9 protein-coding genes and 1 pseudogene are annotated in these 23,997 nt (G+C 75.3%); 1 reads left to right on the top strand and 9 read right to left on the bottom strand.

All coding sequences use genetic code 11. The features are described from left to right. The first annotated feature begins 10 nt into the window (after window positions 1-10). Complete coding sequence (locus ACSU53_RS10580) at window positions 11-1,135, top strand: LuxR C-terminal-related transcriptional regulator (RefSeq protein ID WP_437026732.1); 1,125 nt, start codon at window positions 11-13, stop codon at window positions 1,133-1,135. A 101-nt stretch (window positions 1,136-1,236) separates the two neighbouring features. Here the strand turns inward: ACSU53_RS10580 and ACSU53_RS10575 are convergent. The 9 genes and pseudogenes from ACSU53_RS10575 to sbnA all read right to left on the bottom strand — a co-directional run. After that, a pseudogene (locus ACSU53_RS10575) lies at window positions 1,237-2,181 on the bottom strand (hydroxyacid dehydrogenase); the annotation flags it as partial. Between the two features lie 833 nt (window positions 2,182-3,014). Further along, the gene (fabG, locus tag ACSU53_RS10570; RefSeq protein WP_437026730.1) at window positions 3,015-3,767 is read right to left on the bottom strand and encodes a 3-oxoacyl-[acyl-carrier-protein] reductase; all 753 of its coding nucleotides are present in this window, start codon (window positions 3,765-3,767) and stop codon (window positions 3,015-3,017) included. Continuing rightward, window positions 3,764-4,837, bottom strand: a complete 1,074-nt coding sequence (locus tag ACSU53_RS10565) for a beta-ketoacyl synthase N-terminal-like domain-containing protein (RefSeq protein ID WP_437026728.1) — start codon at window positions 4,835-4,837, stop codon at window positions 3,764-3,766. The genes fabG and ACSU53_RS10565 overlap by 4 nt, the downstream gene beginning before the upstream one ends. After that, window positions 4,834-6,102: a beta-ketoacyl-[acyl-carrier-protein] synthase family protein gene (locus ACSU53_RS10560; RefSeq protein ID WP_437026726.1), complete on the bottom strand. Its 1,269-nt coding sequence runs from the start codon at window positions 6,100-6,102 to the stop codon at window positions 4,834-4,836. Before ACSU53_RS10560 ends, ACSU53_RS10565 begins: the two co-directional genes overlap by 4 nt. Then, a complete protein-coding gene (locus tag ACSU53_RS10555; RefSeq protein WP_437026724.1) occupies window positions 6,099-6,356 on the bottom strand; it encodes an acyl carrier protein in 258 nt (85 codons plus the stop codon). The genes ACSU53_RS10560 and ACSU53_RS10555 overlap by 4 nt, the downstream gene beginning before the upstream one ends. A 34-nt stretch (window positions 6,357-6,390) precedes the next feature. Then, complete coding sequence (locus ACSU53_RS10550) at window positions 6,391-6,600, bottom strand: MbtH family protein (RefSeq protein WP_437026722.1); 210 nt, start codon at window positions 6,598-6,600, stop codon at window positions 6,391-6,393. Window positions 6,601-6,806: 206 nt separating this feature from the next. Continuing rightward, complete coding sequence (locus ACSU53_RS10545) at window positions 6,807-15,275, bottom strand: amino acid adenylation domain-containing protein (RefSeq protein WP_437026721.1); 8,469 nt, start codon at window positions 15,273-15,275, stop codon at window positions 6,807-6,809. Then, window positions 15,272-23,011: an amino acid adenylation domain-containing protein gene (locus ACSU53_RS10540; RefSeq protein WP_437026719.1), complete on the bottom strand. Its 7,740-nt coding sequence runs from the start codon at window positions 23,009-23,011 to the stop codon at window positions 15,272-15,274. The genes ACSU53_RS10545 and ACSU53_RS10540 overlap by 4 nt, the downstream gene beginning before the upstream one ends. Next, a complete protein-coding gene (gene sbnA, locus ACSU53_RS10535) occupies window positions 23,008-23,988 on the bottom strand; it encodes a 2,3-diaminopropionate biosynthesis protein SbnA (RefSeq protein ID WP_437026717.1) in 981 nt (326 codons plus the stop codon). Before sbnA ends, ACSU53_RS10540 begins: the two co-directional genes overlap by 4 nt. Between the last annotated feature and the right edge of the window lie 9 nt (window positions 23,989-23,997).

Genomic DNA, 23,997 nt, shown 5'->3' with positions numbered 1-23,997 from the left:
GAGTCGGGCGATGGGTCAATTGGGTCTCGATGCGGACGCCGAGGCGGTGTACCGCATTCTTCTGAAGCGCCCCAGAGCGGGTGTGGCGGAGATAGCGGAAGGGCTCGGATGGCCCGTCGAGCGCGCCGAACACACCCTGGACAGACTGGCCGAACTGACCCTCGTGAGAAAGTCCTCCGAGGAAATGGACAAGGTCCGTCTCGTCAATCCGGAATTCGGACTCGCCGGGCTTCTCCAGCGCCGGGAGCGGGAACTGGCACAACATCAGCAGGCGGTCGCGGCCACCCGCCTGGCCATCACGCAGATGCTCACGGAGTACGGCGACGACACCGGGGCGCAGACCGACGAGGTGCGCCGCTACATCGGCCTCGACGCCATCAACTCCCAGATCGAGCGGCTGGCCCAGGGCGCCGAGAGCAGCGTCGAGGTGTTCGCGCCCGGCGGTGCCCAGACGGAGGCGGCCCTGGAGGCCGCCCGGCCCCTCGACCAGGCCGCCGTCGAGCGTGGCGTCCAGGTCCGCTACGTCTACCTGGACTCGGTGCGCAACGATCCGGCGACCCTGAACTACGCGCGCTGGCTGGGCGCCATCGGCGGCGAGGTGCGCGTGCTGCCCCAACTGCCGCCCCGCATGATCATCTTCGACCGGCGGGCCGCCATCGTGCCCATCGATCCGGAGGCCGCCGCGCGCGGCGTGCTGATCCTGCGCGGGGCCGGGGTGGTCACCGCCCTGGTCTCCCTGTTCCGGGAGACCTGGACGCGCGCGCAGCCGCTCTGCGGCAGCAGGGCGGCGGCGACGGACCCGGACGGGCTGACGAGTCAGGAGCGGGCCGTCCTCGACCTGCTCTTCGAGGGGCACACCGACGAGGTCGTGGCCCGCAAGCTGGGCGTGTCCGTGCGCACCGGCCGGCGCATCACCGCCGACCTGATGGCGCGTCTGGGCGCCCGCAGCCGCTACCAGGCGGGGGCGCTGGCGATGGAGCGCGGATGGCTCGGCGGGAGCATCCGCCCGGACACCGATGCGGGCCCGGACACGAACACGGATGCGGCCCCGGACACGGATGCGGACGCTGACGGGGACCGCAGGCGGGCCGGGGACGACGGCGGGACGGCGCCCGCGCTGTCCGCCGGAGACTGAGACCACCTCCCGGCCGGCGCCGTTCGGCGGTGTCATCGCGCGTGCGCGGGAGGTCCGGCCGGGGCGCCGGCCGCGTCGGTCACGGAAGGGGCGGGAGGCGCGTTGACCGCGTCGGGCACGGGCCTGCCGCCGAGCGCCAGCAGCACCGACTCGGCGGCCCGGGTGCCGGCACGCTCCTGCGCCTCGGGGGTGCTCGCGCCGAGGTGCGGCGTGCCGATCACGTTGTCCAGCGCGAACAGCGGCGAGCCGGTGCAGGGTTCCTCGGCGTACACGTCGAGGGCGGCTCCGGCGATCCGGCCCTCGGCGAGCGCGGCGTGCAGCGCGTCCTCGTCCACGATGCCGCCGCGCGCCGCGTTCACGATCCGCAGGTCGGGGCGGACCCGGCGGAGGGCGTCGCCGCCGATCAGCCCGGCGGTGCCCTCGGTCAGCGGCAGGTGGACCGTGAGGAACTGGGCTCGGGCCAGCAGTTCGTCCAGGCCGGTCAGCCGCACGCCGAGGGCGTGGGCGTGCTCCGGGTCCGCGTACGGGTCGTACGCGAGCACCCGCATGTCGAACGCGGTGAGCCGGCGCGCCACCAGTGAGCCGATCCGCCCGAGGCCCAGCACGCCGAGCGTCTTGCCCGCCAGTTCCACGCCCGTGAACGCGCCGCGCTCCCAGCGTCCGTCCCGGAGTGAGGCGTGCGCCTGCGGGACGTGCCGGGCGAGGGCCAGCAGCAGGGCGACGGTGTGCTCGGCGGCGCTGACCACGTTGGACGCGGGGGCGTTGGCGACCAGCACGCCCGCGGCGGTGGCCGCGGCGACGTCCACGTTGTCGAGGCCGACCCCCGCCCGGGCCACGATCCTGAGCCGTGGCGCCGCGGCGAGCGCCTCGGCGTCGATGCGGGTGGCGGAACGCACCAGCACCGCGTCGGCACCGGCGAGCGCCGCGAGCAGCGCCGGCCGGTCGGTGCCGTCGACGTGCCGGACCTCGACGGAGCCGTTCCGGGTGAGGACCTTCGCGGCCCGGGGGCTGAGCGCGTCGGCGATGAGGACGACGGACTGACTCATGGGGCGAGTGGCCTTTCCGAGGTGGGAGGGGTGGGGCGCGGTCGGCCCCGGGGCGGGGGCACGGCCGGTTCCGGGGACGGACGCCGGGACGGCCGCGGCGAGCGGGGCGGACCCGTCGTGCGCGGCCGGGCGCACCGGAGCGCCCACGGACGCGGGCGCGGGCGCGGCCCGGGGCCGGTGCCCGGGGCGTCCAGGTCGTACGGGTGCGGGGGAGCCCCGGGCGGCCGGGGTCCGGCCAGGACAGCAGCCGGGGGCGCTTGCGCCGGGCGCGGTGACGCGCGGCAGCCCGGGGGGCCACCGGGAGCCCGTCGCCGGTCGCCCCGGTCGCCCTGAGCAGGGCCTCCTCGCGCGTCCAGGAGCGCGTGAACCCGGCGGCGCGGCTCGGGCCGGGAAGCGCCGCGAGGACCGCGCGTTCCGGCCCGCACAGCGCCCGTTCGCGGCCTCCTGCGCGTACCGGGCGGTCCGCTCCCCGTGCACGCCGACCTCGGTGCCGAGCGCCACGGCCGCCGCCACCCGGTCACCGGAGGGCCGGGACGGCCCGAGCGGCCCCGGCGGGCGGGGCTCGCCGTGCGGGCCGCCGCACCGCCGGCACGTGGCGGTCGGCGTCGACGGCCCGGCGGGAACGCCGGGAGGGGCACCGGCCACGACGCGCGCGAGCGCGTGCGCGACAGGGCGGAACGCCCGCGCGGCCGGCTGCCGCAGCCTGCCGGAACGGGCGCGCCCGTCCTCGTCGAGGAGCCCGCGCAGCGGCGGCCGGGCACTGCGGCCCGACGCCCGCCGCAGCCGGCAGACCCCGGGCCGCAGTGCCGGCACGCACCCCCCGGTCCCGGGGGTCACAGCCCTCCGTCCACGGGGAGCACCGCCCCGGTGACGTAGGAGGCGCGGTCCGAGGCCAGGAAGGCCGCGGCCTCGGCGACCTCCGTGGCGAGCCCGGTCCTGCCCAGCGCGGTGCGCTCGGTGACCTGCGCCCTGACCTGCTCGTCGAGGACGGCCGACATGTCGGTGTCGATCAGGCCCGGCGCCACCGCGTTGACGCGGATCCCGCGCCGGCCGACCTCCTTCGCCAGGGAACGGGAGAAGGCGATGATGCCGGCCTTGGACGCCGCGTAGTTGGTCTGCCCCGCGTTGCCGTGCAGGCCGGTGACGGAGGCGACGGTCACGATGCTGCCGGCCCGCCGCTTCAGCATCGGGAAGACCACCGCCCGGCAGACGTGGTAGACGCCGGTCAGATTGGTGTCCACCACCTCGTGCCAGTCGCTGTCGGCCATCATCAGCAGGGGCTTGTCCCGGGTGATGCCGGCCGAGGTGACCGCCACCGCCACCGGGCCGACGTCCCGTTCCGTGGCCTCGACCCAGTCCCGCACCGACGGGGCGTCGGTGACGTCGGCCCGCCGCGCCAGCACCCGGGCGCCCAGCTGCTCCAGCTCCTTCCGCAGGTTGGCGGCGGCCTGTTCGTCGCCGCGGAAGCAGAAGGACACGTCGTACCCGTCCGCGGCCAGCCGCAGGGCGACCGCCCGGCCGATGCCGCGGGAGCCGCCGCTGACCAGGGCGACCGGCCGGCCGTCCGCCGGCCTGCCGCCGCTCACGCGTCCGCCCCGTCCGTCAGCAGCCGCAGCACCGCGCAGCCCACGGGACCGTCCGGGTCCGTGGTGGTGGCCAGGGCGATGCGGCCGGGCTCGCCCGGCTCCGACAGCAGCGCCGCGAGCTGGTACGCCCCGGTGGCCGCGGCCGTCTCGCCGAGCAGCGCCACGGACGCCGCGCGGGCGCGCACCCCGGCGGGGAACAGGTCCTCGTGCACCCGCCGCTCCTGCTCGCCCGCCGCACCCGGCGCCTGGCCCGGTACCGCCGCCCAGACCGCGCCGGCCCCGACGCCCGCCTCGGCGAGGGCCGAGCGGACCGCCGCCGTGAGGGCCCCGGCGAAGTCCCCGTCCCGCGCCACCCGGTGGTGGACGGCCAGCACCTCGGCCAGCGGCTCGCCGGCCGCGGTGCCGCCGGACTCCAGGAGGACCATGACGCAGCCCTCGCCCAGCACCACGCCGGTGCCGTGCGCGGCGTGCGTGAGGTGGGCGCGGGTCGCCGAGTACTCCTCGGCCGACCCGGCCAGTACCCGTTCCGCCCGCCCGTCGGCGAGCAGCCGGCGCGCCTGGTCGAGGGCGACCAGGCCCGAGAGCCGTCCGGCCGCCACGGTGGTGTTGGGTCCCTTGAGGCGGTGGCGGATCGCGCTCGCCGAAGCCGCCCTGTTCATCGCCATGTTGGGGGTCTTCGACGGGGGCACGTCGATGGGACTGGCGCCTTCGAGGGAGGCCCGGGTGAACTCCATGAACCCCTGGACGCTGCCCGAGGCGACACCGAGCACGACCCCGGTGCCGGTGTCGGCGTCCTCGCCGGCCGGGCCGGTGCCGGCCAGCAGCTCCCGGACGGTCACCGCGGTGAGGCCGGTCAGCCGGTCCATGCCCCGGGTGCCTGCCTTCCCCAGCGCGTCGCGGACCTCGAACCCGGGCACGACGCGGGCGGTCGCGTCCGGGTCCGCGGTCCACTCCTCGGGTCCGGCGGACGCGGGCGCCTCGGCGCGGGCGCGCAGCCCCGCGGCGAGCGGGGCGCGGCCCGTGCCGTACGGCGACACGGCCGACCATGCGGTGATGACCGCGGTACTCATCGGACGTACTCCCCTCGGGGGCTCTCGTGGCGGCCGAGCAGGACGACGGCGTTGTTGCCGCCGAACGCGAGCCCGTTGTTCTGCACGATCCGGACGTCGGCGTCGACGGACGTGTTCGGCACCACGTCGACGGGGCAGTCCGGGTCGGTGGTGCGGTGGTTGGCCGTCGGCGGGACGAAGCCGTGCCGGACGGCGAGCGCGGAGGCGATGGCGCCCAGGGCGCTGGCGGCCCCCATGGTGTGCCCGATCATCGACTTCACGCCCACCGTGCGCGGCGGCCGGTCCCCGTAGACCTGGCGGATGGCCGCGATCTCGGTGGTGTCGTTGGTCGGGGTGCCGGTGCCGTGCGCGGAGATCAGGTCGACCTCCTCCGGCTTGACGGACGCGTTGTCCAGGGCGAGGCGGATGCAGCGGGCGACGTTGTCCCGTTCGGGCGCGGTCGGGTGCCAGGCGTCGCAGTTGAGGCCGTAGCCGAGCACCTCGGCGTAGATCCGCGCGCCGCGGGCGAGCGCGGACTCCTCGGTCTCCAGCAGCAGCAGGCCCGCGCCCTCGCCGGTGAGCAGACCCGCCCGCTCGGAGTCGAACGGGCGGCACTCGTCCGGCGCGATGAGGCCGAGCCGGGCGAAACCCGCGAAGGTCTTGCGGTTCAGTGCGTCCGCGCCACCGACGAGGGCCCATTCGCTGCGGCCGCTGCGGAGGGCGTCGAACCCGGCGCCGATCGCGTAGTTGCCGGCGGCGCAGGCGGTGGCGACGGTGGACGCCTCCACGTCGGACAGGCCGAGTTCGCGGACGACGCCGAGTGCGAGGCTGCCGGTGGCTGTCCGGCCCAGGCTCGTGCCGGTGAAGGCCGTGAGCCCGAGGGCGAGGGCCGACTCGGTCAGCAGGTCGAGCTCGCCGACCTCGCCGTCGGTGGTGCCGACGACGACCGTGCCGCGCCGGGCGAGCAGCCAGTCCTCGTCCAGACCGGCGTCGTCGAGCGCCATCCGGGCGGCTGCGGCGGCGAACTGCGTCGCGCGGCCTGCCGACTCCGGGCGCACCCGGCGCAGCCGGGACGCGGCGTCGAAGCCGTGCACCTGGTGGCCGCGGCGGCTGGGGAAACCGGCCGTGTCGAAGACGGTGATGTCTCCGGTGCCGACCCGGCCGGCCCGCAGCCCCTCGGTGAACTCGGCGACCCCGGTGCCGATGCTGGACAGGGCGCCGCAGCCGGTGAGGACGACCCGGCGCGGCCGCGCGGCGCGGCCGGCCGTCGTGCGCCCGGCGCTCACGGCCGACGCCGTTCCGCGGTGGCCAGGACGCCGAGGACGGCGTCCAGGTTGACCAGCTTGACCAGGTCTTCCTGCGGGATGACGACGCCGAGTTCCTTCTCGATGCGGGACAGGATCTCGATGGCGCCCAGCGAGTCGGCGCCGTGGTCGTCGACGAACAGGCTGGTGCCGGTCAGCTCGTCGTCCTCCAGCTCCAGGATGTCGACGATGATGGCCCGGACGGCCGTGACGTCCACGGGAGTGTTCACAGTCATGGCAGCTGCCTCTCGGATCTGGATGGCCTGGTGCTCAGGCGGCGGTACGGGTCAGGGACTTCGGACGCATGTCGGTCCAGGTGCGCTCGATGTGCTCGAGCGCGGCCTCGCGGGAACCGGCGGGCAGGACGACGGTCCAGCCGGCCGGAACGGCGGCGAACTCGGGCCAGATGCAGTGCTGCCCCTCGTCGTTGGCCAGCACCAGGAAGGTGCCGTTCTCGTCGTCGAACGGGTTGTTCTTCATGGTTTTCTGGTTTCCCTTCCTCGGGGAATTCGGGCGGAATGCGACGGCCGGAGCCGTTCTTCACGGCCTTTCCGTTCGCGCGGTGGTGCGTCCGGCTTGCGGCAGGCCAATTCGGTGATGCGTGCGAGCATTTCCTGCGGGTGGTTCGGGAGGGGGGTGGGGAATGGCGCAGGGGCGTGGAGGCGCAGCGCATTCCCCGGGCGTCGTCACGGAAGCCTTTCGAGGTGGTCGGCGATGATCCGGCCGATGTCCCGCTGCGGTGCGGGCCGCATCATCCCGTCGTGATCCGAGGCGATCGTGCGGTGGGTGACGCGCCCCGCGATGTACGGCTCCCACACCGCGACCGTCGGGGAGTCCGCGTCGGTGCCCTGCTCGGCCGAGAGGAACAGCACGTCCCCGCCGAAGCGGTCCGGGACGAACTCGGCGCTGAGGACCGCGTGCCGGCGCACCACGCCCAGCAGCCGGGCCAGTTGCTCCTCGTCCAGGCCGGCCAGCGGGTTGGCGTCCCGGCGGAACAGCTCCAGCACCTCCCGGAGCGTGGGCTCGCCGCCGGCGAAGGCCGCGGCGTCGTAGCCGCAGTACTCCAGGATCTTGGCGAGCAGGGCCCGGTCGTCCGGGATGCCGCCCGGCTCCGGGACGGGGTAGCTGTCGAGGTTCACGAGCAGCGCGACGCGGTGTCCGAGCCCTTCCAGACGCGTGGCCGCCGCATGGGCGAGAAGCCCCCCGAAGGACCAGCCGAGAAGGTGGTAGGGCCCCTCGGGCTGGATCTCCAGCATTCTGCGGACGTACGCGTCCGCCATATCCGGTATCGACTCCGGAAGCGGTGCTTCCGTGATGATTCCGGACGCCTGGAACCCGTAGACGGGGAATTCCTCGGACAGGTGCTCGACCAGCCCGAGGTAGGGCCAGCTGAGCCCCACCCCGCCGTGCAGGAAGAACAACGGCTCACGGGTGCCGTCGGGCCGTATGGGCAGCAGCGTCTCGAACGCCTCGGTGAGCAGCGCGGGCCGCCGCCCACCGCCCCCGCCGGCCGCCGAGGGGCGCCCCGCGGCGAGTTCGGCGGCCCTGTCGGACAGGGTGCGCAGCGCGCGGAACCAGCCCTCGGCCAGCGCCTCGGCGTCGTCCCGGTCCAGCAGGTGGCCCGCCCACGTCCAGGTGGCGACCAGGACGGGCCCGCCGGGGCCGTCCTCGACCAGGGCGTCCACCTCGATGGTGTGGCCCAGCGGCATGCCGTCCGACGTCGCCGCGAACCCCTCCCGCGCCTCGGGGGCGGCCGCCCAGCCGTCGCCGTACGACTCCGCCGCGGCGAAGCGGCCCAGGTAGTTGAAGCCCAGCTGCGGGTCGACCGCGGGCAACGGGGCGGGCCCGTCGCCGAGGTGGCGCAGGATGCCGTGGCCGAGTCCGTGGTCGGGGAGCGCGGCGCGCTGCTCGCGCATTTCCTTCACCGCCTGCTCGGCGTCGAGCGCGGCGGCCCTCAGCAGCACCGGGTGGGTGCCGGTGAACCAGCCGACCGTACGGGAGAGGTCGACGCCCTCGTGCAGCTGCTCGCGCCCGTGGGTCTCGACCTCGACGAGCAGGCTCCGGCCGCGCCACTCGGCCGCCGCCAGGGCGAGCCCGGCGAGCAGCACGTCGTTGATCTCCGCCTGGAAGGCGGCGGGACCGTGCTCCAGCAGCGGGCCGGTGTACTCGGCCGGCAGGGTCAGGCGCCGGGTCCGGGCGGTGGCGTAGGTGTCCCGGGCGGGATCCAGCGCCCGCGCGCCGACCGGCCGTTCCGTGTGCGCCAGCAGCTTGTTCCAGTACGGCAGCTCCCGGGTGCGCGCCGCGGCCTGCTCCCGCAGGAGACCGGACCAGTGGCGCAGGGAGGTGCCGACCGGGTCGAGGGCGGCGTCGGGTCGCTCGTACGCGGTGAGCAGGTCGGGCAGCAGCACCCGCCAGGAGACGCCGTCCACGACGAGGTGGTGCAGCATCAGGACCAGCCGACCGGTGCGTGAGGGCCCCCGGTCGATCCACACGGCCTGGAGGGTGACCCCCCGGCGCGGGGCGAGCCGGTCGCGCGCGGCCTCCGACTGGGCGGCCACCGCCCGCCGCAGCAGAGCCTCGTCCTCGAAGGCCCGGTGGCCCGCGTCGATGCGGGTCACCAGCGGTGCCACCGGCACCGTCCCGGGCGCGCCGATCACCAGCCGCCCGTCGCCCGGCCCCCGGCCCGTCAGGCGCAGCCGCAGGGCGTCGTGGTGGTCGACGACCCGCTGCAGTGCCCCGGTGAGACGCTCCGGGTCCAGGCCGGCGGGGGTGGTGAGCACGACGGACTGGTTGAACCCGTCGATGGGGCCGCCCTCCTCCAGCAGCCGCAGCATGACCGGCAACGGTGCCAGCTCGCCCACGCCGTCGTCGGTGCCGGCGACCTCGACGGGCTCGGCCGCGCGGACGGCGGCGGCCAGCGCGGCCACCGTCTTGTGGGTGAACACGTCGGCGGCGGTGACCCGCAGTCCGGCCCGGCGGGCGCCGGCGACCACCTCGATGGAGCGGATGCTGTCGCCGCCGAGGTCGAAGAAGTCGTCGTCGACGCCGACCGAGGGCAGGGCGAGGACGTCCGCGAAGACCGCGCACAGGGCCCGCTCGGTGTCCGTGCGGGGCTCGCGCGTGGGGCCCGTCGGGTGAGCCGACGGGTCGGGTGCGGGGAGGGCTTTGCGGTCGAGTTTGCCGTTGGGGGTGAGGGGGAGGGCGGGGAGGGTGAGGAAGGTGCTGGGGATCATGTAGCCCGGCAGTGTGGCTGCGAGTGCGGTTTTGGGGTCGTCGGTGGTGCCGATGAGGTAGGCGACGAGGCGTTGGTGGTGGACGGCTGTGGCGGCGTCGGTGATGCCGGGGAGTTGGCGGAGGGCGGTTTCGATTTCGCCGAGTTCGATGCGGTGGCCGCGGATTTTGATCTGGTGGTCGGTGCGTTCGAGGAATTCGAGTTGGCCGTCGGGGCGTTGGCGGACGCGGTCGCCGGTGCGGTACATGCGGGTGCCGGGGTGGGGGTTGTGGGGGTCGGCGGTGAAGGTGGTGGCGGTTTTGGCGGGGTCGTGGAGGTAGCCGTGTCCGACGCCGGTGCCGGCGATGTAGAGCTCGCCGGGGGTGCCGGGGGGTACGGGTTGGAGGTGGTGGTCGAGGATGTAGAGGCGGGTGTTGCGGACGGGGTGGCCGATGGGGGCGCGGGTGTCGAGTGGTGTGGTGGGGGTGATGACGGCGTGGGTGACGTCGTCGGAGCACTCCGTCGGCCCGTAGGCGTTGACGAGCGGTAGGTGCGGCGCCAGGTCCAGCCACTCCCGCGCCAGGTCGGCGGGGAGGGTCTCGCCCGTCACCATCAGGTGGGTGAGCGGGGCGAGTTCGGGCCGGGGCAGGCCGTTGCGCCAGGCGTCGAGGGCGGCGCGCAGGAGGGAGGGGACGACTTCGAGGACGGTGACGCCGTCGGCGCTGATCCGGCCGAAGAGTTCCTGCGGGTCGGCGGCGGTGTCGCGGTCCACGACGACGAGGCGTCCGCCGGTGATGAGGGGGCAGAGCATCTGCCAGACGGAGATGTCGAAGGTGACGGGGGCGTTGTGGACGGTCACGTCGTCGGCCGTCATGGCGAGGTCGTCGACCTTGGCCAGCAGGTGGTTGACCATGCCGGCGCGGTGGACCATGGCGCCCTTGGGACGCCCGGTGGACCCGGACGTGAAGATGACGTAGGCGAGGTCGTCGCCGGTGCCGGAGGGCGGCAGGAGGTCGGTGTCACGGGAGGCGTCCCAGCTGACGGTGGCCGGTGCGGCCGTGGCGGCGGCCAGCAGCTCGGTGGCGGTCTCCTCCAGTCCGGGCCCGACGTAGAGGACGTCCGGGCCGGAGTCGTCGAGCAGGCCGGCGGTGCGGGCCAGCGGTGCCCGCAGGTCGAGCGGGACCCAGGCGGCTCCGGCGCCCAGGACGGCGAGGACGCCGGCCACGAAGGGGATGCCGGGCTCGCACAGCATCGCCACCCGCGACCCGCGGCGCACCCCGGCGCCGGTCAGGCGGCGGCTCAACGCCGAGGCCAGGGAGACCAGTTCGGCGTAGGTGACGGTTCCGTCCGGGTCTTGCACGGCGGTGCGGCCGGGGTGCGCGGCGGCCTGGGCCCGCACCCGTTCCACGACTCCGAGGTAGGGCTCCTCGACGGTGGTGGCGTCCCAGCCCGCCCGCACCGCGGCCGACTCCTCCGGCAGCAGCACCCCGGCCTCGCGGACCGGCCGGTCCGGCGCCGCGACGAGTACGCCCAGCAGGTGCACGAGCCGGTCGGCGAGGGACCGCGCGGTGGGCTCGTCGAAGAGGTCGCCGCTGTACTCCAGGACCGCGTCGATCCCGTCCGCCGCACCGTCCGGCGTGCGCCGCTCGAACAGCTCGAAGGCCAGGTCCGCCTTGGCGGTCCCGGTGGCGATGAGCAGGGGCTCCGACTCCAGGCCGGCCAGGCGGACCGCCGCCTCCGGCGTGTTGTGCAGGGTGAGCATCGTCTGGAACAACGGGTGCCGGGACAGCGACCGGGCCGGTGCCAGCGCGTCGACCAGGGCCTCGAAGGGCAGGTCCTGGTGGGCGTAGGCGGCCAGGTCGGTGGTGCGCACGCGGTCCAGGAGTTCGGTGAAGGTCGGGTCGCCGGACAGGTCCGTGCGCAGCACCAGGGTGTTCACGAACAGGCCGACCAGGTCGTCGAGCACCGGGTCGGTGCGGCCGGCGACGGGCGAGCCGAGCGGGATGTCCTCGCCCGCGCCGAGCTTGGACAGCAGGGCGGCCAGCGCCGCCTGGAGCACCATGAAGGTGCTCACCCCCTGCGCCCGCGCCAGGTCACCGACCGCCGCGTGCAGCGTGCCGTCGACGCGGAACTCCACCTGCCCGCCCCGGTGGGTGGGGGTGGCGGGACGCGGCCGGTCGGTGGGCAGTTCCAGTTCGTCGGGGAGGTCCTTCAGCGCCTCCCGCCAGTGCCCGAGCTGCCGGTCCGCCACGTCCGCCAGCAGCTCCCGCTGCCACAGCGTGTAGTCCGCGTACTGCACGGGCAGCGGTGCCCACACCGGGGCCCGGTTCGCGCGGCGCGCCTCGTAGGCCGTCGCGAGGTCCGCGCCGAGCGGGCCCAGCGACCAGCCGTCGGCCGCGATGTGGTGCACGACGAGCAGCAGCACGTGCTCCTGCTCCGCGACCCGGAACAGTTCCGCCCGCAGCGGCAGGTCCGCCGCCAGGTCGAAGCCGCGCCGTGCCGCCCGCCGCACCGCGTCCTCGCTCATCGCGGTCACCGGCAGGTCGATCCGCACCGCCTCCGCGTCCACGACCTCCTGACGGGCGCGCCCCTCGGTGTCCGGGAAGCGGGTGCGCAGCGCCTCGTGGCGCACGACGACGTCGCGCACCGCGGCCCGCAGCGACGCGACGTCGAGGGCGCCCGTCAGCCGGACGGCGACCGGGATGTGGTACGCCGGGTTGTCCGGCTCCAGCCGGGCGAGGAACCACAGCCGCTGCTGGGCCGGGGAGAGCGGCAGCACGTCCGGGCGCACGGCCGGCGCGGGGGCGGGCCGGGCGTCGCCGGCGTCCGCGGCGAGGGCGGCGAGGGCGGCCGGGGTCGGTGCGTCGAAGACGGCGCGGACCGGCAGGTCGGCGCCGAGCGCCGTGCGGATCCGGCCGGTGAGCCGGGTCGCGAGCAGGGAGTGGCCGCCGAGCTCGAAGAAGGAGTCGTGCGGTGCCGCGGGCGCGGGCAGCCCGAGGACCTCGCCGAACACCTCGCACAGCAGCTGCTCCTGCGGGGTGCGCGGGGCGCGGTCCGCGGTGCGCGGCCCCTGGGCGGGGGCGGGCAGCAGCTTGCGGTCGACCTTGCCGTTGGCGGTGAGCGGCAGCGCGTCCATCGCCACGTACAGGGCGGGCACCATGTGTGCCGGCAGGCTGTCGGCCAGGTGCGCGCGCAGCGCGGCCGGGGCGGCCGTGCCGACCGTGTAGGCCACCAGCTGGGTGCCGCCCGGCAGGTCCTCGCGGGCCACGACCGTGGCCTGGGCCACCTCCGGATGGGCGGCCAGCACCGACTCGATCTCGCCGAGCTCGATGCGGAAACCGCGGATCTTCACCTGGTGGTCGGCCCGTCCGATGTACTCGATCTGCCCGTCGGCCCCCCAGCGCACGACGTCGCCGGTCCGGTACATGCGGCTGCCGGGCGGGCCGAACGGGTCGGCCGTGAACCGGGTCGCGGTCAGTGAGGGGCGGCCGTGGTAGCCGCGGGCCACGCCGTCGCCGGCGATGTACAGCTCGCCGACCGCCCCCGCGGGAGCGGGGCGCAGCGCGTCGTCGAGGACGTACACGCGGGTGTTGGCGATGGGCCGGCCGATCGGCGGCACGCCTCCGCGCTCGCCGTCGAGGACGGCGGCGGTCGACCAGATCGTCGTCTCGGTGGGCCCGTAGACGTTGGTGACCTCGCGGCACGCGGCGCGCAGCGCGGCGGCGAGCGGTTCACCGACGGCCTCGCCGCCGATCAGCACCCGCAGCCCGGCCAGGCTCTCCGGGTGCTCGGTGACCAGGGCGTGCCACAGCGTCGGGGTGGCCTGCATGACGGTGGTGCCGCTGCCGGTGACCAGGGCCGCGAGGGCGGCCGGGTCGCGCACCGTGTCGCGGTCGGCCAGGACCAGTTCGGCTCCGGTGAGCAGCGGCACGAGGATCTCCAGGTTGGAGATGTCGAAGCCGAAGGTGGTGACCGACAGGAAGCGGTCCCCGTCCGTCACGCCGAACCGTTCGCCCATGTCGTGCACCAGGTTGACCAGCGCGTCCTGGTGCACGACCACGCCCTTGGGCCGGCCGGTGGAGCCCGAGGTGTAGATCGTGTACGCGGTGTCCAGCGGGTGCGGGTCCGCGGTGCCCACCGGGCCGGTGGGCCGGTCCGCGAGGAGGCCGGCGGCCGTGTCCAGGGTCAGGTGCGGGCGCTCGGTGACGGCGTCCAGCGCGGCGGCGACCCCGGTCGTGGTGACGACGAGGGCGGGTGCCGCGTCGTCGAGCATGTAACCGATGCGGTCGGCCGGGTAGTCGGGGTCGAGGGGCAGGTAGCCGGCGCCCGTCTTGACGACGGCGAGCGTCGCGACGATCAGGTCGGTCGACCGGGGCAGCGCGAGTGCCACCAGTTCGCCCGGTCCCGCGCCGCGGGCCACCAGTTCGTGGGCCAGCCGGTCGGCGCGCGCGTGCAGTTCGGCGCGGGTGAGCCGCTCGCTGCCGCAGCGCAGCGCGGGGGCGTCCGGACCGGCCGCGGCCCGCTCGGCGAGCTGGTCGCGCAGGGCGTGCCGCGGGTAGGGGCGCCCGGTGGCGTTGTGGGAGCCGAGCAGCGTGGCCCGCTCCTCCTCGCCCAGCAGTTCCAACCGGGCCAGCGGCAGGTCGGCCGCGTCGGGGAGCGCGGCGAGCAGCCGCAGCACCCGCCCGGACAGGGCGGCGGCCTCCTCGGCGGAGACCAGGTCGGGCGCGTGGTCGAGCCGCAGCGTCAGTTCGTCACCGGGCAGCACGAGCAGCGAAACGGGGTAGTGCGTCGCGTCGCGGCCCTCGATGCCGGTGACCGTCAGACCGGGGACGGCCGCGCGCAGGGCGTCCGGGTCCAGGGGGTAGTTCTCGAAGATCAGGACGGTGTCGAACAGCTCGCCGTGGCCCGCGTCCCGCTGGATGCGGGACAGTCCCAGGTGCTGGTGCGGCAGCAGCGCGGTGTGCTGTTCCTGCGCCGCCCCCACGACCTGGGCGAGGGTCCGGGAGGCACCCGTGCCCAGCCGCACGGGCAGCGTGTTGATGAAGAGACCGACCATCGACTCGACGCCCGGCAGCTCCGGCGGCCGGCCCGACGTCGTGGTGCCGAACACCACGTCGTCCCGGCCGGTCAGCGCGCCGAGGACGACGGCCCACACCCCCTGCAGGACGCTGGACAGGGTGACCCCCCGGTCCCGGGCCCACGCGGTCAGGCGTGCCGTGGCCGCCGCGTCCAGCCGGGCGACGTGCCGCTCGGGCAGCACCGGGGCGCGGCCGGGCGGCGCCGGCACGAGCCGGGTGGGCTCCTCCAGCCCGCCGAGCAGCTCCGCGTAGGCCGCCGCGGCGGCCGGCTCGTCGCGCCGGCTCAGCCAGGACAGGTAGCTCTTGTACGCGGTGACGGCGGGCAGCACGGAGGGGTCGCCGCCCGCCGCGTACGCGGTGAACAGCTCGGACAGCAGCAGCGGCATCGACCAGCCGTCGAGCAGGATGTGGTGGCAGGTGACGAGGAACCGGTGGCGGTCCGGGCCGGTGGTGATCAGCGTGAAGCGGATCAACGGCGGCCGGCCCACGTCGAACGGCTCGGTGCGGTCCCGGGCGGTCAGCGCCTCCGGGCCCTGCGGGTCCCGCGTGCCGTCCGTCTCCCGCCAGGGCAGGGGCACCTCACGGGGGATCAGCTGGACCGGCCGGCCGTTCCCGCGGTGACGGAAGCCCGCCCGCAGGTTCGGGTGCCGGTCCAGGAGCCCGGCCGCGGCGGCCCGCAGCGCGTCCCGGTCGAGCGGTCCCTCCAGGTCGATGACGAGCTGGACCGCGTACACGTCGAGTTCCCGCCGGTCGTACACGGCGTGGAAGAGCAGGCCCTCCTGGAGCGGCGTGAGCGGCAGTACGTCACTCAGTCCGCCCGACGCCCGCGGCGCCCCGGGCCCCTTCCCCTGTGCGGTCGTGCTCATCCTGCGTCCCCCCACTCGTGTGCGAACTCGTTCTCGAACTCGTCGATCTCGTCCTGGCCGAGGTCCCCGACGAGCCCCACGTCCGAGGGCGTGAGGCCCCCGGCGTCGGGCCGTGCGGCGTGCGCGACCAGGGCCTCCAGCGCCCGGAACCAGCCGTGGGCGATCGCCTCCGCGTCCGTGTCCGCGACCGCCCGCCCCGCCCAGGCCCACTCGGCGACCAGGCGCGGGCCGCCGGGCAGATCCTCGGTGCGCGCGTTGACGCCGAGCGCGTGCGGCAGCGGCATCCCCGGGTCGGTGCCGGCCGCGACGTCCGGCGACTCCGGCGCGACCTGCCAGTCGCCGGGCTCCGCCAGCGCCATCCGGCCCAGGTAGTTGAAGCCCAGCTGCGGCGCCGGACGGTCGCCCAGCACCGCCGCCGAGGCGGTGTCGAGGCGGCTCAGCAGACCGTGCCCGATGCCGTGGTCCGGGATCCGGCGCAGCTGCTCCTTGACCTCCTTCAGCGCCTGGCCGACCGCGGCTCCGCCCGCCCACACGTCGTCCCAGTCGCACAGGCCCACGTCCAGGCGGACCGGGTGCGTCGTGGTGAACCAGCCCACGGTGCGGGACAGGTCGACGCCCGGCACGATCGGCTCCCGGCCGTGCCCCTCCAGGTCGACGAGCACGTCCTGCCGTTCGCCGCGCCCGCGCCGCCAGTCGGCGACCGCGAGGGCGAGGGCCGTCAGCAGCACGTCGTTGATCTCGGCGTGGAAGACCGACGGCACGGTCGTGAGCAGCTGCGCCGTGGACGCGGCGGGCAGGGTGAGCCGCAGCCGGCGGGCGGTCGCCGCGGTGTCCCGCGCGGGGTCGAGCGGCCGGGTGCCGAGCGGCGGGTCGCCGCCGTCCGTGATCTCCCGCCACAGCGGGAGTTCGGCCCGGCGCCCGTCCCGTGCGGCCTCCTCGCGCAGCAGCAGCGCCCACTGCCGGAAGGACGTCCCCACCGGGGCCAGGGGCCGCTCCGGGTGCTCGTAGGCCTGCGCCAGGTCGGGCAGCAGGATGCGCCAGGAGACGCCGTCCACCACCAGGTGGTGCAGGGTGAGCAGCAGCCTGCCGGGACGTTCGGCACCGGCGTCGATCCACACCGCCCGCACCACGTCGCCCCGGGCGGGCGCCAGTTCGCCGCGGGCGGCGGCGGCCTCCTCGCGGACGAGGGCCGCGGGGTCGGCGGCGGGGCTGGCCGCGACCCGGCGCAGAACGTCCCCGGCCCGGACCGCGCCGGGCTCCAGGATCTGCTCGCCCCGCCGGCGCAGCGCGTCGTGGTGGTCGAGCAGTGCCTGCAGCGCGGCCTCGATCCGCTCGTGGGAGGCACCCGCGGGGGTGCGGACGACGGCCGCCTGGTGGAAGCCGTCGGTCGGCCCGGGGATCGCGTCGAACCAGGCCGTGATCGGCGTGGCCGGCACCGGCCCGGTGCCCTCCCCGGCCCCCACGGTCCCGGTGGGCGCGGCGGTCCCGGCGACGCGCGCCAGCCCTTGCGGGGTGCGGTGCAGGAAGACGTCCTGCGCGGTGATCGCGAGACCGGCCTCGCGTGCCCGGCCGACGAGCTGGATGGAGCTGATGCTGTCGCCGCCGAGGTCGAAGAAGCCGGCGTCGGCCCCGACGGACTCCAGCCCGAGCACCTCCGCGAACGCCCGGCACAACGCCGCCTCCCGCTCGTCGGCGGGGGCCTGTCCGGCGGCCGCCCGGCTGTGGTCGGGTGCGGGCAGGGCACGGCGGTCCAGCTTGCCGTTGCCGGTGAGCGGCAGCGCGTCGAGGGCGACGACCGCACTGGGCACCATGTGCTCGGGCAGCTCGCGGGCCAGGTGCGCGCGGACCTCCCGCACGTCCACCGGGGCGTCCGCGGCGACGACGTAGGCGACGAGCCGCTTGTCCCCGGGCCGGTCCTCGCGGACGATCACCGCGGCCCGCGCGACGTCGCCCCGGGCGAGCAGCGCGCCCTCGATCTCGCCCGGCTCGATGCGGAAGCCGCGCAGCTTCACCTGGTCGTCGACGCGGCCCACGTAGTCCAGGCTGCCGTCGGCGTTCCAGCGCACCAGGTCGCCGGAGCGGTACATCCGGCCGCCCGGCGCGGTGGCGTACGGGTCGGCGACGAACCGGCCCGCCGTCAGGGACGGGCGCCGCAGGTAGCCGCGGGCCAGCTGGTCACCGCCGATGTACAGCTCACCCGTCACGCCCGGCGGCACCGGCCGCAGCCGCGCGTCGAGCACGTACAGCCGCGTGTTGTGCAGCGGGAACCCGATGGGCGGCTTGACCGCGCCGGACAGCGGTTCGCTGATGCTCGCGCAGACGGTCGCCTCGGTCGGCCCGTAGGCGTTGCGCATCACGCGCCCGCGGGAGAACCGCTCCACCAGTTCCGGCGCGCAGGCCTCGCCCGCCACGACCAGCTGCACGCCGTCCGGCATCGGCCGGTCGGCCGGCCACGCGGACAGCACCGTCGGCGGCAGGCACACCATCGTGGTGCCGGTGCGCTCCACCAGCTCGGCGAGCGGCCCGCCCGGGCCGCGCTCCTCGGCCGTCGACAGGATCATCGTCGCGCCCGACAGCAGACCGATGGACAGCTCCCAGGTCGCCGCGTCGAAGCTGTACGAGGCGAACTGCAGCCAGCGGGTGCCGGGTCCGATGCCCATCCGCGGCCCCTGGTCGGCCACCATCACGGCGACCGTGCGGTGCTCCACGACCACGCCCTTGGGCCGCCCGGTGGAGCCGGAGGTGTAGATGACGTACGCCGGGTCGTGCACGGTCAGCGGCCGGGTCCGGTCGGCGTCGGCCGGCGCGCGGTCCGGCCGGGACCGCACCGCGGCCCGCACGTCCGGGTCGTCGAGCAGCAGCCGGGGCACGTCCGAGCCGTCCAGGCCGGCGGACTCGGCCGCCATCGTCAGGACGAGCGCCGGGCGCGCGTCGTCGAGCATGTAGCCGATGCGGTCCCGCGGGTAGGCGGCGTCGATCGGCAGGTAGGCGGCGCCCGCCTTGAGGACGGCGAGCAGCGCGACGACCATCTCCGGCGAGCGCGGCAGCAGCAGCGCCACCAGGTCGCCGGGGCCGGTGCCGCGGGCGGCCAGTTCGTGGGCGAGCCGGTTCGCCCGGGCGTCCAGTTCGGCGTACGACAGCACCTGCGCGCCGAACTCCAGCGCCGGGTGCGCGGGCTGCGCGGCGGCACGGGCCGCGAACAGCTCGTGGACCGGGGCCACCGTCACGTCCCGCACCGGTCCCGCCCACGCGCCCAGCACCCGGTCGCGCTCGGCGGGCAGCAGGGCGTCGGCCCGGCCCAGCGGCAGGTCGGGGTCGCCGGTCAGGACGTCGACGAGGTGGGCGAACCGTTCGGCCGTCGACCGGGCCGTCGCCTCGTCGAACAGGTCGCCGCTGTACTCCAGGACCGCGTCGATCCCGTCGGGCCTGCCGTCGGGGCCGTGCCGCTCCGTCAGCTCGAACGCCAGGTCCAGCTTGGCGGTGCCGGTGCGGACCGGAACGGTCTCCACGTCGAGGCCGGGCAGGGAGAGATCGGCGGCGGCGTTGTTCTGCAGCACCAGCATGGTCTGGAACAGCGGCTGCCGGGACAGCGACCGGCTGGGGGCGAGCGCGTCGACCAGCGTCTCGAAGGGCAGGTCCTGGTGCGCGTAGGCCGCCAGGTCGCTCGCCCGCACCCGGTCGACCAGCTCACGGAAGGTCGGGTCGCCGGACAGGTCGGTGCGCAGCACCAGGGTGTTGACGAAGAAACCCACCAGCTCGTCCAGGGCCGGGTCGGTGCGTCCCGCGACGGGCGTGCCCAGCGGGATGTCCTCGCCCGCGCCGAGCCGCGACAGGAGCGTGGCGAGCGCGGCCTGCAGCACCATGAAGGTGCTCGCCCCCTGGGCCCGGGCCAGGGCCGTCACCGCCGCGTGCGTTCCGGCGTCCATCCGGAAGGCCACGGTGCCGCCGCGGTGGCTGGGCACGGTGGGCCGCGGCCGGTCGGCGGGCAGCTCCAGTTCCTCCGGGAGGCCGTCCAGCGCCGCCGTCCAGAAGGCGAGCTGTTCCTCGGCCACCGTGTCCAGGATCCGGCGCTGCCACAGCGTGTAGTCCGCGTACTGCACGGGCAGCGGCGACCGGTCGGGGGCCGCCCCCGCGCACCGCCGCCCGTACGCCTCGGCCAGGTCCCGCGCCAGCGGGGCGACGGACCAGCCGTCGGACGCGATGTGGTGCAGCACGACCAGCAGGACGTGCTCGTCGTCGGAGAGTCGGAACAGCTCGGCGCGCAGCGGCAGTTCGGCCGCCAGGTCGAAGTCCCGGGCGGCCGCGGCGGCCAGCGCCCCGGGCAGTTCTTCCCGGGTCGTGCCGGTGACCGGCAGGGCGAGGTGTGCCTCGGCCGGGGCGAGGATCCGCTGCCGCGGTCGGCCTCCCGCGTCGGGGAAGACGGTGCGCAGGCTCTCGTGGCGGGCCACGACGTCGCCCAGTGCGGCGCCGAGCGCGGCCACGTCCAGGCCGCCGGTCAGGCGCACGGCGAACGGCAGGTGGTAGGCCGCCGAACCGTTGCCCAGGTGGTTCAGGAACCACAGCCGCTGCTGGGCCGGGGAGAGCGGCAGCTCGTCCGGGCGCACGGCGGCGGTCAGCGCGGGCCGCACCGGTCCGTCGGCCCCGTCGGCCGCGTCCAGGCGGGTGGCGAGCTCGGCGACCGTCGGCGCGTGGAACAGCGTCCGGATGGTGACCTCGATGCCGAGCCGGGCCCGGATGCGAGCCGCCACCCGGGTGGCGAGCAGCGAGTGCCCGCCCAGGTCGAAGAAGCTGTCGTCGATGCCGACGGCGGGCAGCCCGAGGACCTCCGCGAAGATCTCGCACAGCGCCCGCTCTCGCGGGGTGCGCGCCGGCACCAGCCCCGAGACGGCGGTGTCCGGGTCGGGTGCGGGGAGGGCTTTGCGGTCGAGTTTGCCGTTGGGGGTGAGGGGGAGGGCGGGGAGGGTGAGGAAGGTGCTGGGGATCATGTAGCCCGGCAGTGTGGCTGCGAGTGCGGTTTTGGGGTCGTCGGTGGTGCCGATGAGGTAGGCGACGAGGCGTTGGTGGTGGACGGCTGTGGCGGCGTCGGTGATGCCGGGGAGTTGGCGGAGGGCGGTTTCGATTTCGCCGAGTTCGATGCGGTGGCCGCGGATTTTGATCTGGTGGTCGGTGCGTTCGAGGAATTCGAGTTGGCCGTCGGGGCGTTGGCGGACGCGGTCGCCGGTGCGGTACATGCGGGTGCCGGGTTGGGGGTTGTGGGGGTCGGCGGTGAAGGTGGTGGCGGTTTTGGCGGGGTCGTGGAGGTAGCCGTGTCCGACGCCGGTGCCGGCGATGTAGAGCTCGCCGGGGGTGCCGGGGGGTACGGGTTGGAGGTGGTGGTCGAGGATGTAGAGGCGGGTGTTGCGGACGGGGTGGCCGATGGGGGCGCGGGTGTCGAGCGCGGTCGTCGGGGTGATGACGGCGTGGGTGACGTCGTCGGAGCACTCCGTCGGCCCGTAGGCGTTCACCAGCGGTATACCGGGTTCCAGCCGGCCCCACGTGACCGCGAGGTCCGCGGGGAGCGTCTCCCCGGTGACCATCAGCGAACGCAGCCCGCCCGTCGCGGGCCTGGGGGTGCCCGCCTCCCATGCGTCGAGGGCGGCGCGCAGGAGGGAGGGGACGACTTCGAGGACGGTGACGCCGTCGGCGCTGATCCGGCCGAAGAGTTCCTGCGGGTCGGCGGCGGTGTCGCGGTCCACGACGACGAGGCGTCCGCCGGTGATGAGGGGGCAGAGCATCTGCCAGACGGAGATGTCGAAGGTGACGGGGGCGTTGTGGACGGTCACGTCGTCGGCCGTCATGGCGAGGTCGTCGACCTTGGCCAGCAGGTGGTTGACCATGCCGGCCCGGTGGACCATGGCGCCCTTGGGACGCCCGGTGGACCCGGACGTGAAGATGACGTAGGCGAGATCGTCGCCGGTGCCGGAGGGCGGCAGGAGGTCGGTGTCGCGGGAGGCGTCCCAGCTGACGGTGGCCGGTGCGCAGGTGGCCGCGGCCAGCAACCGGCCGGCGGTCTCCTCCAGTCCGGGCCCGACGTAGAGGACGTCCGGGCCGGAGTCGTCGAGCAGGCCGGCGGTGCGGGCCTGGGGGGCGCGCAGGTCGAGCGGGACCCAGGCGGCTCCGGCGCCCAGGACGGCGAGGACGCCGGCCACGAAGGGGATGCCGGGCTCGCACAGCATCGCCACCCGTGACCCGCGGCGCACTCCGGCGCCGGTCAGGCGGCGGCTCAACGCCGAGGCCAGGGCGACGAGTTCGGCGTACGAGGCCGCCCCGTCCGGGTCCTGCACGGCGATCCGCGCCGGATGCGCGGCAGCATGCGCCCGCACCCGCTCGACCACACCGGCGTAGGGTTCCTCGACCGTGGTCGCCGCCCACCCTGCCCGCACCGCCGCCGACTCCTCCGGCAGCAGCACGTCGAGGCGGTCGACGCGCGCGTCAGGGCCCGCCTCGGCGAGCGTGGTCAGCCAGGCGAACAGCCGGCGCCGGTGCAGGTCCAGCTCCTCCTCCGTGTAGCGCGTCGGGTTGGCGTCCAGACGGACCGCGTACCCTTCCTCGGCCGCGTCGAGGTAGATGATCTGGAGGTCCTCGACCGGACCGGTCGACAGGTTGTGCAGCAGACCGGTGCACGCGCCGAAGGCGTAGTCGAAGCCCGACTCCAGGACGTTGACGGTCGGGCCGAGCGAACGGCCCGCGTCACCGGTGAAGCCCAGGTCGCGGCGGATGCGGTCGCCCCGGTAGTTCTGGTGCCGCAGGGTGGCGCGCAGCTCGCCCGCGCTGTCCCGCAGGAAGTCGGCGACCGTCAGGCCGGGACGCACCCGCACCGGGTGCGGCACGAAGTTGGCGCGCATGCCCGGGACCGCGCGGGCGGCGGCCGTGGCACGGGCCGGCACCGCGAGGGTGAGCAGGGCGCGGTCCACGCCGGCGGCCCGCTGCACGTACGCGCCGGTGGCGGCGATCAGCAGGGTCTGCCAGGTGACACGGGCGTCCCAGGCCAGCGACCGCAGGCGCTCGACCGTCGCGGCGGGCAGCACCGCCTCGCAGCGCAGCGAGCTCCGGGCGGGCCCGCCGGGGCGCGGCGAGAGGCTCACCGGCTCCGGCTGCTCCTCGAACCGGGCCCGCCAGAATGCCTGCTCCTTGCGGTACTTGGGCGTCTCGGCGTAGGCGGCCTCGTCGTCGGTGAGGGTGCGCGGGTCGGGGAACGCGCCCCCGGCGTCCGGGTCCGCGTACAGCGCGGCGAGCCGGTTGTAGACGAGGACGCGGCTGAAGCCGTCGACCAGGATGTGGTTGACCCGGATGTAGAACAGCAGGTGCTCCGGGCCGAGCCGCAGCAGGACCGAGCGGAGCGTGCCCGCGGTCAGGTCCGGCGGCACCAGCAGGTCCTGCCGCATGAACGTCTCGGCGGCCTCGCGCGGGCGGGGCTCGCCGGACAGGTCGAGCGTCTCGACGGGGAAGTCCGCGACGTCGGCCAGCTCCTGGCGGGGCTCGCCGTCGTGCTCGGTGAACCGGGCGCGGAGGGTGCCGGCCTCCCGCAGCACGCGCTGCCACGCGGCCGTGAAGCGGGCGGTGTCCAGGGGGCCGCGCAGCTCCAGGAAGTCGCCCATGGTGAAGACGGGGTTGCCCGGGTCGGCCTGCTGCCCGTACCACATCTCGCGCTGGGCGGCGGAGAGCGGCAGCTGCCGGAGCGGAGGGGTGGGGGTCATGACTGCGTGGCTCCCGTGGAGAGTTCGGTGGGTTCGATGCCGTACACCTCGCGCACCCAGCCGGGCTGGTAGACGGTGTCGAGATAGCGCTCGCCGAGGTCCGGGGCGATCGCGACCGCCGTGCCGTTCTCGCCGGGACGGTTGTCGGCGAGCCAGCGCAGCGCACCGCTGACCACGGTTCCGGTCGAGCCGCCGAAGAGGAATCCGCCGCGGGCCAGGGCGTGGCAGGCGCTCACCGTGTCGGCCTCGGTGACGTGCACGACGTCGTCGACGAACGAGGTGTCGAGGAGCGCGGGACGCACGCCGGTGCCGAGGCCGGGGATCATGCGCGGACCGGCCGGGCCGCCGAAGGTGACGGAACCGACGCTGTCGACCGCGACGACCGTCACCGGCCGCGGCAGCTCCTTGAAGTAGCGGGCGCAGCCCATCAGCGTGCCGGTCGTGCCGGCGCCGACGAACAGCAGGTCCAGATCGGGGAACTGCTTCTCGATCTGCGGTGCCGTGGTGCGGAAGTGGGCCCGCCAGTTGTCCGGGTTGGCATGCTGGTTCAGCCAGACGGCGCGGGGGTCGGCGGCCAGCAGCGTCCGGACGTAGGCGAGCCGGGCCGCCAGGAAACCGCCCTCCTCGGCCGGCTCCGTGACGGTGTGCACCTCGCTGCCGAGGGCCTCGATGAGCTTGCGCGTCGCCACGTTGGTCCGGGTGTCGACCACGCAGACGAAGCGGTAGCCCTTGGCAGCGGCGATCACGCTGAGCGCGACCCCGAGGTTGCCGGACGACGACTCCACCAGCGTCGATCCCTGGGTGAGCGCACCGCTGCGCTCGGCCGCCTCGATCATGCCGGCAGCGGCCTTCAGTTTGATCGAACCGGCGAAGTTGAATCCCTCGCATTTGAGGTGCAGCGGATATCCGTACAACGTCCGGAGATCAACGTAGAGATCTTCTGTGTTGAATTCGTGCGGAGCCGATATGACCGGCATGATTCCCCC

The sequence above is a fragment of the Streptomyces sp. enrichment culture genome (genome assembly GCF_964273255.1).
In the GTDB taxonomy this organism is placed as follows: domain Bacteria; phylum Actinomycetota; class Actinomycetes; order Streptomycetales; family Streptomycetaceae; genus Streptomyces.
This window is presented reverse-complemented; position numbering and strand designations above follow the sequence as displayed.

Coding starts and splice junctions, on each gene's coding strand:
- ACSU53_RS10580 (WP_437026732.1), top strand. CDS start 11: ATGGGTCAATTGGGTCTCGATGCGGACGCCGAGGCGGTGTACCGCATT.
- ACSU53_RS10565 (WP_437026728.1), bottom strand. CDS start 4,837: ATGAGTACCGCGGTCATCACCGCATGGTCGGCCGTGTCGCCGTACGGC.
- ACSU53_RS10555 (WP_437026724.1), bottom strand. CDS start 6,356: ATGACTGTGAACACTCCCGTGGACGTCACGGCCGTCCGGGCCATCATC.
- ACSU53_RS10550 (WP_437026722.1), bottom strand. CDS start 6,600: ATGAAGAACAACCCGTTCGACGACGAGAACGGCACCTTCCTGGTGCTG.
- ACSU53_RS10545 (WP_437026721.1), bottom strand. CDS start 15,275: ATGAGCACGACCGCACAGGGGAAGGGGCCCGGGGCGCCGCGGGCGTCG.
- ACSU53_RS10540 (WP_437026719.1), bottom strand. CDS start 23,011: ATGACCCCCACCCCTCCGCTCCGGCAGCTGCCGCTCTCCGCCGCCCAG.
- sbnA (WP_437026717.1), bottom strand. CDS start 23,988: ATGCCGGTCATATCGGCTCCGCACGAATTCAACACAGAAGATCTCTAC.